The 13,018-nt window shown below is 56.6% G+C and carries 12 protein-coding genes; 3 read left to right on the top strand and 9 right to left on the bottom strand.

Going from position 1 to position 13,018, the window contains the following annotated elements:
* Nucleotides 1–3: 3 nt before the first annotated feature.
* From CR254_RS08215 to CR254_RS08225, 3 genes are all read left to right on the top strand, one after another.
* Nucleotides 4–1,086 (top strand): FecCD family ABC transporter permease, encoded by a 1,083-nt coding sequence (locus tag CR254_RS08215; protein WP_097929358.1) that lies wholly within the window; start codon nucleotides 4–6, stop codon nucleotides 1,084–1,086.
* Between the two features lies 1 nt (nucleotide 1,087).
* Nucleotides 1,088–1,876 (top strand): heme ABC transporter ATP-binding protein, encoded by a 789-nt coding sequence (locus CR254_RS08220; protein ID WP_097929359.1) that lies wholly within the window; start codon nucleotides 1,088–1,090, stop codon nucleotides 1,874–1,876.
* 131 nt (nucleotides 1,877–2,007) lie between these two features.
* Nucleotides 2,008–3,993: a TonB-dependent receptor domain-containing protein gene (locus CR254_RS08225; protein WP_097929360.1), complete on the top strand. Its 1,986-nt coding sequence runs from the start codon at nucleotides 2,008–2,010 to the stop codon at nucleotides 3,991–3,993.
* Nucleotides 3,994–4,052: 59 nt separating this feature from the next.
* Here CR254_RS08225 and CR254_RS08230 read toward each other — a convergent pair whose 3' ends face one another.
* From CR254_RS08230 to CR254_RS08270, 9 genes are all read right to left on the bottom strand, one after another.
* Nucleotides 4,053–4,448 (bottom strand): Na+/H+ antiporter subunit G, encoded by a 396-nt coding sequence (locus CR254_RS08230; protein WP_097929361.1) that lies wholly within the window; start codon nucleotides 4,446–4,448, stop codon nucleotides 4,053–4,055.
* Nucleotides 4,449–4,458: 10 nt separating this feature from the next.
* Entirely contained in the window at nucleotides 4,459–4,728 is a 270-nt protein-coding gene (locus tag CR254_RS08235; protein ID WP_097929362.1) for a K+/H+ antiporter subunit F, read from the bottom strand.
* Entirely contained in the window at nucleotides 4,725–5,222 is a 498-nt protein-coding gene (locus CR254_RS08240) for a Na+/H+ antiporter subunit E (RefSeq protein ID WP_097929363.1), read from the bottom strand. Before CR254_RS08240 ends, CR254_RS08235 begins: the two co-directional genes overlap by 4 nt.
* A complete protein-coding gene (locus CR254_RS08245) occupies nucleotides 5,219–6,733 on the bottom strand; it encodes a monovalent cation/H+ antiporter subunit D (RefSeq protein ID WP_097929364.1) in 1,515 nt (504 codons plus the stop codon). Before CR254_RS08245 ends, CR254_RS08240 begins: the two co-directional genes overlap by 4 nt.
* Nucleotides 6,730–7,071, bottom strand: a complete 342-nt coding sequence (locus CR254_RS08250) for a Na+/H+ antiporter subunit C (protein WP_097929365.1) — start codon at nucleotides 7,069–7,071, stop codon at nucleotides 6,730–6,732. The genes CR254_RS08245 and CR254_RS08250 overlap by 4 nt, the downstream gene beginning before the upstream one ends.
* Nucleotide 7,072: 1 nt before the next feature.
* On the bottom strand, nucleotides 7,073–9,928 hold the full coding sequence (locus CR254_RS08255; protein WP_097929366.1) for a monovalent cation/H+ antiporter subunit A: 2,856 nt from the start codon (nucleotides 9,926–9,928) through the stop codon (nucleotides 7,073–7,075).
* A gap of 233 nt (nucleotides 9,929–10,161) precedes the next feature.
* Nucleotides 10,162–10,776, bottom strand: a complete 615-nt coding sequence (locus tag CR254_RS08260; RefSeq protein ID WP_097929367.1) for a DedA family protein — start codon at nucleotides 10,774–10,776, stop codon at nucleotides 10,162–10,164.
* Nucleotides 10,773–11,135, bottom strand: coding sequence for a hypothetical protein (locus tag CR254_RS08265; protein ID WP_097929368.1), 363 nt, complete (start codon nucleotides 11,133–11,135; stop codon nucleotides 10,773–10,775). Before CR254_RS08265 ends, CR254_RS08260 begins: the two co-directional genes overlap by 4 nt.
* Before the next feature lie 127 nt (nucleotides 11,136–11,262).
* Entirely contained in the window at nucleotides 11,263–12,972 is a 1,710-nt protein-coding gene (locus tag CR254_RS08270; RefSeq protein WP_097929369.1) for a SulP family inorganic anion transporter, read from the bottom strand.
* Nucleotides 12,973–13,018 lie beyond the last annotated feature (46 nt).

Consider the following 13,018-nt stretch of genomic DNA (forward strand, 5'->3'; position numbering starts at 1 on the left):
GCGATGGTCACGTTTGACACCTCAATAGCATCCAAGTTCCGGCGGTCCTCAGGGGATCGCCGCGATTTGGCCATGCGCGTCATTTGGATTAGCGCGCTCTTGCTCGCCGTTATGATTGTGGCAAGCCTGACGGTTGGCGCGTCGGGCACCTCGCTGCTCGCGGCGCTGATGGATTGGGCATCGGGGCTGGATATTGGCCTGCGCGAGCGGGTCATCCTGTTCGACATTCGGGCACCGCGCACCCTGATGGGTGTGCTGGTCGGCGCATCACTGGCCGTATCAGGAGCCGTGATGCAGGGGCTGTTTCGCAATCCTCTGGCCGATCCGGGCTTGGTCGGGGTTAGCGCCGGTGCTGGATTAGGTGCTATTTTGGCCATCGTCCTAGGGGGGCTGTTGCCGCCTGCAATTGCTGCGTTCACCGGAATCTACACCGTTCCAATGGCTGCTTTTCTGGGGGGATGGCTGACAACGATGCTGCTGTACAGGGTTTCGACCAATCGCGGTCGAACCTCCGTCGCGGTGATGTTGCTGGCCGGTATTGCCGTTGGAGCACTATCCGGTGCGTTGTCTGGTGTGCTGGTCTACATGGCCGATGATGCCCAATTGCGAGATCTGACATTCTGGGGCTTAGGGTCGCTGGCCGGTGCGACATGGACCAAATTCGCAGTCGCTGCACCGCTGATCGCATTATCCCTCGCTGCAACACCGTTTCTGGCAAAGGGCCTGAATGCACTGACCTTAGGCGAGGCGACTGCCCAACATCTAGGTATCCGCGTTCAACTTATGAAGAATGTCGCAATCCTGACTGTTGCAGGCGCAACCGGTGCGGCTGTCGCGGTTTCGGGGGGCATCGGGTTTGTGGGGATCGTTATTCCGCACCTGCTCCGCTTGGCAATTGGGCCGGATCATCGGTATTTGCTGCCAGCCTCTGCGTTACTCGGCGGATCACTGTTGCTGTTTTCGGACATGATTTCACGAACCATCATTGCCCCAGCCGAACTTCCTATCGGGATTGTCACCGCGACGATTGGTGGCCCGTTCTTCCTGTACATTTTGCTACGTAATCGCGGCGTATTGGACATCTGATATGATCGACGCACAGAAAATCTCCGTCACGCTGTCGGGCGCTCCGATCCTGAACGAAGTCTCGTTTCGCGCGCAGGCGGGGCAGCTTACAGCCGTTGTTGGGCCAAACGGATCGGGCAAAACGACGTTGCTCAAGGCCGCAACAGGTGAGTTGCCCTATAGCGGGGTGATCGACCTCGATGGTAGGGACATTCAGGACTATTCCACAGCCGACCTTGCCGCACGACGGGCCGTTTTACCCCAGGCGGCGGCGCTGGCCTTTCCCTTTACCGTGCTGGAGGTCGTTCGGCTGGGTCTGCTAAGCGGCCTGCACGCCGAGGATGATGATCTACCCAGCCGCGTCCTGGCCCATGTTGGGCTGGCCGGATTCGAGGGTCGGTTCTACCACGCATTATCCGGGGGTGAGCAGCAACGATGCCAACTGGCCCGCGTGCTCGTTCAGGTCTGGCAACCGGTTCGGTCTGGCAGATCATCATGGCTGTTTCTGGATGAGCCGGTTTCCGCGCTGGATATCGGCTATCAACTAGAGGTTATGCAGATTGCCCGGGATTTCGTGGATAAAGGTGGTAGCGTTGTGGCGGTGATGCATGATCTGAACCTGACATCTATGTTTGCAGATAGTGTCGCCCTGCTGGCGGGTGGTCGTTTGCTGGTGCAAGGCGATCCAACAACGGTTCTGACCGATCAACACTTGTCCGCCGCCTATAATTGCAATGTTCGCGTGAATGTTGCGCCTGAACAGATCGGGCAGGTTCCGTTCATTTTGCCCCACATGGCCAGCTTAGGGTGATATTCTAGCAACATCGCAGGCATCATTATTTCGTTCTCTTGCGGTATCTGAGTGTTTTTGTCAGTTAACCTCAAACAGGCAGCCAGCACCACCCTAGCCACCCAACAGACAGTCATCTGAGGGACGGCAAAATGAAGACATCCAATCTAGTAGTATGGTGCGCGGCGGGCCTATTGCCCGTCGCCGCCTTTGCACAAAGTACTGAGGACGAGGGTTTCCTGGGCACTATTGTTCTAGCCTATCCCACGGTTCCGGGCTTGGCTGAAGACGCGATTTCCGTAACCAGTGAGGGGATCGCGCTGAGCAATCCATCGGATCTATCCGAACTGTTCGTAGCTGAACCAACCATCGCTGTTGGCAGCTCCATCCCGATGTCGCAAAAGGTCTATGTGAACGGGATCGAGGAAAACAACCTCGCAATCTCCATCGATGGTGCGCGGCAGAACAACAAGATTTTCCACCACAACACGACCACCCTAATCGACCCTGCCTTGCTGAACACCGTCCGCATTGATCCCGGTGTCGCCCCGGCCGATGCCGGCCCTGGTGCGCTTGGCGGTGCATTGGCCTATGAAACAATGGATGCGGGCGATTTGCTTGCGGTGGGACAGACATTTGGTGGACGGTTTAAAACCGAATACGACACCAATGGCGCTATCTTTTCAAACAGCCTTACCGCCTATGGCATTGAGGGTGGGTTCGAGTATCTGGGCTTCCTGAAATATGCGACGGGTGATGTGCGTGAGGATGGCGACGGGCAGGACATCATCGGCTCGGGTACGGACCTTCTCAGCGGCTTGGCAAAAGTAGCCTATGAGACCGAAGGGGGCAGCCGCCTGGAACTGTCGGTTGAGCAGGTTAGCGACGATGAAAATCGGCCGTATCGCGCGAATATCGGTGCGGTTTTCGGTGGACGTCCGGTTCCTTCGGAACGCCCCTATGACTTGGAGCGAACCAATGTCATCCTCAGCTATACCGAAACTGTGGCTGACGGATTATGGGACCCAACCTTCCGCCTGGCCTATAGCGGAACTGAGCTGTTCAACGATGAGTCCAACCTGTCCACCGCGCAAACAACCTATGGTGAGACCAGTAGCCTAAGCGGCGAGATTTCCAATCGCTTCGATCTAGGCTGGGGTGCCGTGAATGCGGGCCTGGATTTCTACTCGGATCAGGCCGATCTGGAATATGATGACCTGACGACCGCAGGCATCGATCAAACCGCTCGTGAGAAACTCAGCAATGTCGGTCTGTTTGGGCAATTGCGGATGGAGCCGTCGGACATGACGCGCCTATCCCTCGGCCTGCGTGCAGATTTTCAGGATTTCGAGGGTATTGATGACTACACACAATCCGAAGCTGGCCTCTCGGGCAATATCTCGGGTGAGTTGTTTGCTACTGATCAGCTAACGCTCAGCGCGGGTTATGCCCATGTTTGGGGCGGGATGGAGCTGGCGGAAAACTACATCCTGAATCCAGCATGGAGCTATACACCCGATGGCATCACACCAGTCACTTCGGACAGTGTGTTTCTGGCCGCCAGCTACGACTTCGGCGGCTGGGTCGTTGATGGAAAGGTGTTCAACACCGAAATCAATAATGCGCGCTCGGCCAGCTATAATGGCGGACCTAGCCTGACTACTGATGTTGCCTCGCGCGGGGTCGAACTGGGCCTTGGCACCGCATGGGAGGGTGGCTTCCTGCGCCTCGGCTATGCACATGTTGATACCGAGGTTAACGGCCGCGCTGCGGATTCCTATACCGGTAACTACCTGACAATGCCGATGGGTGACTTCCTGACCGTTCAGGCCGCACATCAGTTCGGCAACGGCATTCTGGTCGGTGGCGACGTGCAGGTGGCATTCGATTATGATGACACTTACGATTCCGCGACCGGTGGATCGGGCCCGACTTTGCCGGGCTACACCGTCGTTAACGCATTCATGGAATACACGCCCAGTGAAGTGGAGGGGCTGACCCTGCGCGCAGAGGTGAACAACCTATTCGATGAATCCTATACCTCGCGCGCGACCTATGGTCAGGAATTTGCGGGTCAGGTGGAAACGCTGCAGGAACCGGGGCGTTCTTTCCGCATCAGTGCAGAATTCGTATTCTGATATAAAAAAATGGCTGACCCGTGCAGGGTCAGCCAACCTTTAATATCCGATGATATCGCCTATTTCGTGGTTTCAGTGCTGGGCTCTGCGCCCGCCTGAAATGGCTCGATATCATGGACTGCCCAACAGTCATCTGGAGCGGCATCTGGCAGTTGATCCCGCTCAACATGGCGGTGCAGATGCGCCTTTGCGATGAAATTTGCGGTAATCGGCGCAGTGATCAGCAGGAACAGCGTGATCAACAGTTCATGCAGCGAAACCTGCCCCTCAACCGCGATTGCGTGCAGCATGGATGCAATCAAAACACCGCCGACACCTAGAGTCGTCGCCTTGGTCGGCGCGTGCAGCCGTGACATCGGGTCAGGTAGTTTGATCAGCCCGTATGAACCGACGAGCCCGAAAACGCCGCTGATAATCAGAAAAGCGGTGATTGCGATGTCGAACAGAATACTCATGGCAGCGCCCTCACTCGATGATATTGCCGCGCAACATAAAGCGCGCATAGGCCACGGTGGAGACAAAGCCGAGCATCGCGATAATCATCGCGGCCTCAAAGAACATCTCGGTTCCGGCCATCAATCCGAACAGCACCAGTAACGCGATCATATTGATGACCATCGTATCCAGCGCCAGAACGCGATCTCCGACACCGCTGGCAAAAACGATCTGCCATAGGTTCATCAGGAGGCCTAATGAGAAACAGCCGAAGGCAAAGTAGATTGCGTACTCAATCATTCAAAAATCTCCTTCAACCGACGTTCATAGCGGGTTTTGATCTCATCCCTAATCGCATCGGGATCGGGTGCATGCAGACAATGCACCAACAGGCTGTGACCCTTATTGGAGGTATCGCTGGTTACAGTGCCGGGGGTCATCGTGATGGTGCCGGCCAGCACTGTAATTGCCTCGGGCGATTTCAGCTCTAACGGGATAGAGATATAGGCGGGCCTAAAGTCGGCATTGCGTTGAAACAAAACCAACCGTGCCACGGTGATGTTCGCGATCACAATATCCCACAATACAACGAGGATAAATTCCACCACCATCAGCGGATTGCGCAGCTTTGGCCGCTGGGGCCAGTAACTGCGCGTTGCAAACGGGATGATTGTGGCCAGCAGAAATCCGAACAACAGCGAGTTGATCGTGTATTCGTTCACCATCATCAGCCAAACCACGGTTAACAAAACCGTTAGCAGGGGGTGGGGAAACAGGCGGTGAAAAAGGCTCATGGAATGTCCCTATTCAATACGGCGTCGATATAGTCCTGCGTGGCGAATAGCTGCTCGGAAGTAGCGCCTACATAATCCAGCACGGGCCCAGCAAAGACTGTCAGTGCGATCAGCATAGCCAACAGGGCAAAGCAGGCAACGAAGGACAGTATCGCCGGTTTGCTTGGTTCAGGCGCCTCTAACGTCAATGTGGCATCAAATGGCTTCCAAAACAGAATACTACCGGCGCGGGCCAGACCAACAATCGCGATGAAGGAGGTCACGAGGATCGTCGCCCAAATCAGCAGAACCAGCGGGCTGTCCCACGAGGCATTCATCACCAGCAGCTTTCCGACAAAGCCCGATAGCGGCGGCATACCCGCCATAGCAATCGCGCCGGCGAAGAACAGGCAAGCGATCAGCCCGCTTTGCGGCATTGGCATATTGACCTTTAACTGGTCGCCACGACGCTCCGTCACCAGATCGACAATCAGGAACAGTAGCGCGGTCGCAAAGGTCGAGTGGATGATATAGTACAGCGCCGCCGTCGTCGCCTCGGGCGTGAACATCGAGATCGCAATCAGCAGCGTTCCCATAGAGCCAATCGCAGCAAAGGCCACCATCCGCGCCAATTGCCGCGAGCCCAGAATGCCGATCATCCCGACCGCCAATGTTAGCACCGCCGCTGGCATCAGCCACGGCGTGACAAGGCCCGCGCTAGCCGCAACATCCGGCCCGAAAACCAGCGTATACATGCGCAGGATCGCATAGGCGCCAACCTTAGTCATGATCGCAAACAGCGCCGCCACAGGCGCAGGCGCGTTGGCATAGCTGGCCGGCAACCAGAAATGCAGGGGCAGCACCGCCGCCTTGATCGCAAAGACCAGTAGCAGCAGGATCGCACCAATGCGCAGCAAGGCTGTATCCTGGGCAGGGAAATCAGCAACCCGCACAGCCAGATCCGCCATATTTAGCGTCCCCGTCACATTGTACAAAATTCCCAGCGCAAACAGGAACATGGTTGAGCCGAGCAGGTTATAGCCAACATATTGGACACCCGCCTGCAACCGGACCGCGCCACCGCCATGGATCATCAATCCGTAGGACGCGATCAACAGAACCTCAAAGAAAACAAACAGGTTGAAGGCATCTCCGGTCAGGAACGCCCCCATAATGCCCATCAGCTGAAACTGGAACAACGCATGGAAATGCCAGCCCCGTTTGTCCCAACCTGATCCGATAGCGTGCAGCAGTACGGCTAAGCCGAGCAGCGCCGTTAGCACGATCATCATTGCTGACAGGCGATCCAGCACCAAAACAATGCCGAATGGGGCAGGCCAGTCGCCCAGCTCATAAACCTGAATATCGCCGCCTAGCGCGGATCCCATCAGGCCCAGCGTTACCGCGACCAGCGCCAGCGTGCCCGCGATAGAGAAAATGCGCTGCAAATCCAGATGATGGCGCAGCACCATAATAATAAAGGGCGCCAGTACCGCAGGCAGTACAATCGGTAAGATAATCCAGTGGTTCACGCGCCGTCTCCGGCATCTGGGGTCATGTCGATACGGTCATCCTTGGCCGAGAGATACGCGCTGAGCGCGATCATCACGACAACCGCTGTCATGCCGAATGAAATCACAATCGCTGTCAAAACCAGCGCTTGGGGTAGCGGATCGGTATAACTGACCGCGCCATCGGAATAGATCGGCGGCAGATTGAACGCCAACCGCCCTGTCGCAAACAGGAACACGTTCACCGCATAGGACAGCAGCGCCAATCCCAAAATAACGGGGAAAGTATGCTGACGCAGCACCAGATAAATACCTCCGGCGGTCAGCACACCAACGGCGGTGGCTACAAGCACTTCCATGCTATTTCCCTTCCTCAACTACGGCGGTATCCCGCGCTGGGTTGATGTCCATTGCATGCTCGGTCGCGTCATCGGGCTGCCATGCGTAACGTGACAAGCTTTCCAGTGCCAGCAGCACCGCGCCAAACACGGCGAGGAAAACACCCAGATCGAACAGCGCCGCCGTGGCCAACTCGAATTTATGCAAACCAGGCAGGTAGACATAGCTGAACGCGCTGGTCAGGAATGGCATTTCATTCAGCCATGCGCCCATGCCAGTCAGTGCCGCAACCAGCACACCGGCCCCGATAATTCCGTGATAGGGGAAGCGTTGACGTGCCGAAGCCCACGAAAATCCACTGGCCATATACTGCATAATCAATGCGATAGCCGCGATCAGACCCGCAATGAACCCACCACCCGGCAGGTTATGCCCACGGAAGAAGATGTAGGCCGCGACCATCAGCGCGATTGGCATCATAACGCGGGTTGCAACCACCATCATCATCGGATGCGCATCGCCTGCAATCGGGAAGTCCGGCTTACGGTTCAGCAATTGCCCGCGAATACCAGTGGACAGGATCGATTCCGTCAGTGCGTAAATCACAATCGCCGCAATACCCAACACGATGATTTCACCAAAGGTATCAAAGCCACGGAAATCCACGAGGATCACGTTAACCACATTGGTTCCACCACCGCCGGAATAGGAGTTGGCGATGTGGAATTCCGAAATCGACGGCTGCACGAGATCGCGCATCATCATGGCATAGATCAGGGCACCAACACCCAGACCACCACCGATGGACAGCACGGCATCGCGTAGCTTGCGACCGGATCGCAGCTCCACCGGCGTTTCCTTGGGCATCAAATTCAGGGCCAGCAGCAGCAAGATAATCGTAACCGCCTCGACCGAGATTTGCGTCAGCGCCAGATCCGGTGCCGACAAATAGTTGAACGACATCGACACGATCAAACCGGTCACACCAATCAGCACCAAGGCCAGCAGGCGGTTACGGTGGAATGTCACCACGCATAGCGTTGAAACGATTAGGCAAACCCAACCGGCAATCGCCACGGGACTTGCATCCAGCATCGTTCGATCCGCTGCAACCATCGTGCCCGATTGATAGGCGTAATATCCCAACCCGAACACAAAGACGAAGAAGATCGCCGCATAGCGGGCAAACGACCCGTTATGTGTCCGTTCGGTAAAGAAGCGCGCCAGTGTGGTCAGGCCGCTGATAACAATATCGAAAATCCGCTTTGCTTCGGGACGGGGCAGCGCGTTCCACAGCTTGTCTAGCGAACCGTGCAACCACAGCAGGACCAGACCCCCCGCAACCGCGATACCCGACATGATCAAGGCGGGGTTAACACCGTGCCACAATTTCAGCGAGTAATACGGCAGATCGCCGCCAATCACCGAACCAGATGCGATGGCCACCAATGTGCCAACGATCGTCTTCGGAAACAGACCGATCAGGATGGCCAGCACCACCAAAAGTCCCGGTGCGATCCACATGCCAATGCCGGGATCATGCGGCGTGGCGGGATAATCCTCACGCTTCGGTCCTAGGAACACATGCGAAATATAGCGGAAGGAATAAGCCGCGGAGAATAGCGCCCCAAGGCAGGCCAGCACCGGCAACAACCAATGTGAACCGGCCCAAACGGTATGGGCAGCTTCCTCCAGCATCATTTCCTTGGACAAGAAACCATTCAGCGGCGGTATGCCCGCCATGGACAGGGACGCCACCGTGGCAATCACGAACGTCACTGGCATCAATGTTCGCAGCCCGCCCAACCGCTTGATATCGCGGGTATGTGCACCGTGGTCGATAATGCCTGCGGTCATAAACAGTGCCGCCTTAAACGTGGCGTGGTTGATAATGTGAAACACCGCCGCGACAGCCGCGATAGGCGTGCCAAAGCCAAGAAGCATGGTGATCAGGCCCAAATGACTGACCGTGGAAAAGGCCAGCAGCCCCTTCAGGTCATCCTTGAACAGCGCAATCACGGCGCCCACAACCATCGTAATCAGGCCGGTCGTGGCCACAATATAGAACCAAGCCTCGGTCCCCGACAAAACCGGCCACATCCGCGCCATCAGGAACAGGCCAGCCTTCACCATGGTGGCGGAGTGTAGATAGGCCGAAACCGGTGTTGGCGCCGCCATTGCATGCGGCAGCCAGAAGTGGAACGGGAACTGCGCTGATTTCGTGAAACATCCCAGCAGGATCAGGATTAGCGCTGGCAGGTATAGAGGCGAGGATTGGATCACATCCTTGCTCTCCAAAATCACGCTCAGATCATAACTGCCGACGATGTTGCCCAACATCAACATGCCCCCGATCAGGGCCAGACCACCCGCACCGGTAACAGCCAGCGCCATCCGCGCGCCCTGTCGCCCCTCGGGCAGATGGTTCCAGTACCCGATCAACAGGAAGGAGGACAGCGAGGTCAGCTCCCAGAACACCAGTAGCATCAGGACGTTATCGGACAGAACAATGCCGACCATCGCGCCCTGAAACAGCAATAGGAATGTGTAAAACCGTCCCATCGCATCATTCCGCGACAGGTAGTAGCGAGCATAGATGATCACCAACAGGCCGATGCCCAGGATCATTCCCGCAAACAGCAATCCCAGCCCATCGAGGAAGAAGTTCGCGTTCAGCCCCAGCCCCGGAATCCAATCGATCCGCGCGGTGACGATTTCTCCACGCAGAACGGCGGGGGCATTTACGCCCAACCCGATCAGGGCCAATAGCGTGACTGACCCTGTTACAATCGCGCAGGCATCACGCCCCGCGCGGATCAACAGGCCAGGCAATAGCGCGCCAAGGAAAGGCAGAGCCGCAATCAAAAACAAGGACAAAAGCCGCTCTCCCCAGATTCAGGCGTCAGTTAATTCTGTCATGGATTATGAAAATAATCCGTGGCGTTCACAACCATGCGCAATCGGGCCAGATAACTCAGGTCGCGAAACTGATGCATGTCTCCCATATTGATGTGGATGCGACCAGCCCAATCGTGCGATTTGATACCCCGATTGCGGCGACTTGCCGCATTAGGGAGATGTTTTACGTCAAAGGCACTGACAGATATGCCCTACTCACCACGCTGTTGGACACGCAACGCTCGCAGATAATTCCCGATCAGCCAGCCAGCCAGCGCCAAAGTAGAGGTGCCCGCAACAACAATACCGACCGAGCTGCTGATGAGTTGCGCCAGTTCCTCAATATGACCGGTGAAGACATAGCCAAGCGCACTGTAGCCCACGCACCACAAAAACGCCCCGAATGCTGATGCTGGCGCAAACCGGACCCACGGAGTTTTCAGTGCTCCAGAAACATAGGCAACATAGGGGCCGATTGGTCCGAATATTGTACGGGTCAAAATGACGGCAAAGGCGCCATATTGCTCCAACAGCCGCTGTGCCTTGAGGATCACTTTGCCAAAGCGTGGCCTAGCCTGAAACCTAGTAATCAACGGTGCCCCCGCCCCGCGTGCCAGCAGGAACGCCATCTGATCGCCCAACAGAAACCCCGAGAACGAAAACAGCACCAAGCTCCAATAGGCAAAATCACCCGCCGCAGAAAACCCGCCCGCAGCCATAACCAGCATCGAGGACGGGATCGGCACGGCGAGGCATGACAGCGCGACACATGCAAATATCAGCCACAAACCATAGGTCGGGACAAAGGCCAGCAATGTGTCGATCAATTGCCCTGCCCCGCGCGCAATTCAGCCTTTGCCGCCTCGACCCGCGCCTGCAATTGCTCAAGCGTCATGCCGGTATCGTTCAGGAATGCACCAACCGTGCGGGGAACTTGCTCATGCGGTGCATTACGCTCGATCTCAAAAATATCGAACATTATGGGGCGGGGAATCTGCCACGATTGCGCGACGTAACGGGGGGGCATCCACAGTTCCAGTTGCCGCTCGTGATTTTCAGGATGCGAGAAATGGGAGGCCTTCATCCCGAAATCAGCTAGAAAATACACAAATGACAGGGCTGCGACGGCGAATAATATGCTGGCTGTGCGGTGCTCACGCCAAATATAGGACAAAAATCGGGTCATGCGCGGCTCCTTACTGTTTTGTACGCGGCGCGTATCCCAGTCCGTCGTAGGCTAACGGCTTTTTTTGCAGACGTCTTTGGCGTTCGGTCACTCTCGCCGCAATTTGATGGCGAAATAGCCACTCGGGTTAGCGCAGCGCCTGAAAAGCATCATATTGCGACAGGAAAACCCGACCGGTCAGATCATCCATGAAATGTTCGCGCTGCAACCGGTCCATGACGGGGCCTTTCACTTCGGACAGATGCAATTGCATGTCCAACGCAGCCAGCCGCTCATTTATTGCCTCCAGCGATTCCAGCGCGCTTAGATCGACCTCGTTCACGGCGGAGCACATCAGGATCACATGTTTGAGCGAGCTTTGCCCCGCAACGCGGTCATAAATGTAATCCTCCAGAAACCGCGCATTGGCGAAGTACAGGCTCTCATCAATGCGGAAGGTCAACACATGGTCCAGCGTTTCAACCTGATGCCGATTGATGTTCCTGAAATGCTGCGTGCCGGGGACCAGTCCAACCTCGGCGATATGCGGCTTTGTCGTTTTATACAGATGCAGGAAAATCGACAGCACAACGCCCGCCGTTACGCCAACCTCAACCCCCATGCCCAGCGTCAACAGGATCGTGGCGGCAACGGCGAAGAAGTCAGCCTTGGAATAGCTCCAACTGCGTTTCAGAATGCCGAAATCGACCAGCCCCAGCACAGCAACGATGATCGTCGCCGCCAATGTCGCCTGTGGCAGAAAGAAGATCAGCGGCGTCAGGGCCAGCGCCGCAATCGCCAAGCCAATCGCCGTGAACGCCCCTGCGGCTGGGGTTTCCGCACCCGCGTCGAAATTCACAACGGACCGCGAAAAACCACCTGTTACGGGAAAACCACCGGTAAAGGCCGCGCCCAGATTTGCAGCCCCCAAACCGATCAGTTCCTGATCCGGTTTGATCCGCTGCCGCTTTTTCGCGGCGAGGGTTTGGGCGACAGAAACCGATTCAACAAAGCCAATGACGGAGATCAGTAGCGCCGGCACCATCAGCGCCGATACCACATCAAAGGATAGGTCCGGCATCGTCAGCGGCGGCAAGCTTTGCGGGACATCGCCCACGATCCGTACGCCGCGGTCCGCCAAGCCCAGTCCCCAGACCAGCGCCGTCGTGACGACTACGGCGGCAACGGGCCCTGCCTTTGTCGCGACATCTGCCATGCGGGGGCTAACCCCCATCGACTTAAGAAGTGGTTTCATCCCCTTGCGCAACCAGAACAAAAAGCCAGTGGCGCCAGCGCCCAGTGCGAATGTAATCCAGTTGATCGCGTCCAGATTCTGGAACAGCGATAGCAGCAGTTGGAACAAGTTGTGGCCTGACGCCTCAACACCCAGAATGTGCTTTAGCTGACTGGCCGCAATGATAATTCCCGATGCGGTGATGAACCCAGCAATAACCGGGTGAGACAGGAAATTCGCCAGAAACCCCAGCCGGAACAATCCCATGGCCAGCAAAATTAACCCTGACAAAAACGCCAAAGTCAGGGCCGCGACCGCATAACCCACGCCAAGCTGCTCCACCACATTCCCCAATGTCGCCGCCGTCAGTAGCGAGATAACCGCGACCGGCCCCACCGCCAATGCGCGGCTGGTTCCGAAAATTGCGTATAGGATAATCGGCGCGATCGAAGCGTACAAACCCGCCTCAGGCGGCAGGCCCGCCAACAATGCATAGGCCAATGATTGCGGCACCAACATGATCGTAACGATCAACGCGGCGATCAGATCGCCGGAAAACGTAGCCCGAGTGTAGCTGCGCCCCCAATCCAGAATTGGGAGATAGTTCCGCAGATTAGCATGCATATCGTGGTCAGCTTTCGTCAGGGGCAAGGCGTTGCCGAAACTCTAC

It is taken from the genome of Pontivivens marinum (assembly GCF_900231835.1).
Classification (GTDB): Bacteria; Pseudomonadota; Alphaproteobacteria; order Rhodobacterales; family Rhodobacteraceae; genus Pontivivens; species Pontivivens marinum.

Bases quoted from the DNA above. Each gene is read 5' to 3' on its own strand.
- CR254_RS08215 (WP_097929358.1), top strand. From the start codon at position 4: ATGGTCACGTTTGACACCTCAATAGCATCCAAGTTCCGGCGGTCCTCA.
- CR254_RS08220 (WP_097929359.1), top strand. From the start codon at position 1,088: ATGATCGACGCACAGAAAATCTCCGTCACGCTGTCGGGCGCTCCGATC.
- CR254_RS08225 (WP_097929360.1), top strand. From the start codon at position 2,008: ATGAAGACATCCAATCTAGTAGTATGGTGCGCGGCGGGCCTATTGCCC.
- CR254_RS08230 (WP_097929361.1), bottom strand. From the start codon at position 4,448: ATGAGTATTCTGTTCGACATCGCAATCACCGCTTTTCTGATTATCAGC.
- CR254_RS08235 (WP_097929362.1), bottom strand. From the start codon at position 4,728: ATGATTGAGTACGCAATCTACTTTGCCTTCGGCTGTTTCTCATTAGGC.
- CR254_RS08240 (WP_097929363.1), bottom strand. From the start codon at position 5,222: ATGAGCCTTTTTCACCGCCTGTTTCCCCACCCCCTGCTAACGGTTTTG.
- CR254_RS08250 (WP_097929365.1), bottom strand. From the start codon at position 7,071: ATGGAAGTGCTTGTAGCCACCGCCGTTGGTGTGCTGACCGCCGGAGGT.
- CR254_RS08265 (WP_097929368.1), bottom strand. From the start codon at position 11,135: ATGACCCGATTTTTGTCCTATATTTGGCGTGAGCACCGCACAGCCAGC.
- CR254_RS08270 (WP_097929369.1), bottom strand. From the start codon at position 12,972: ATGCATGCTAATCTGCGGAACTATCTCCCAATTCTGGATTGGGGGCGC.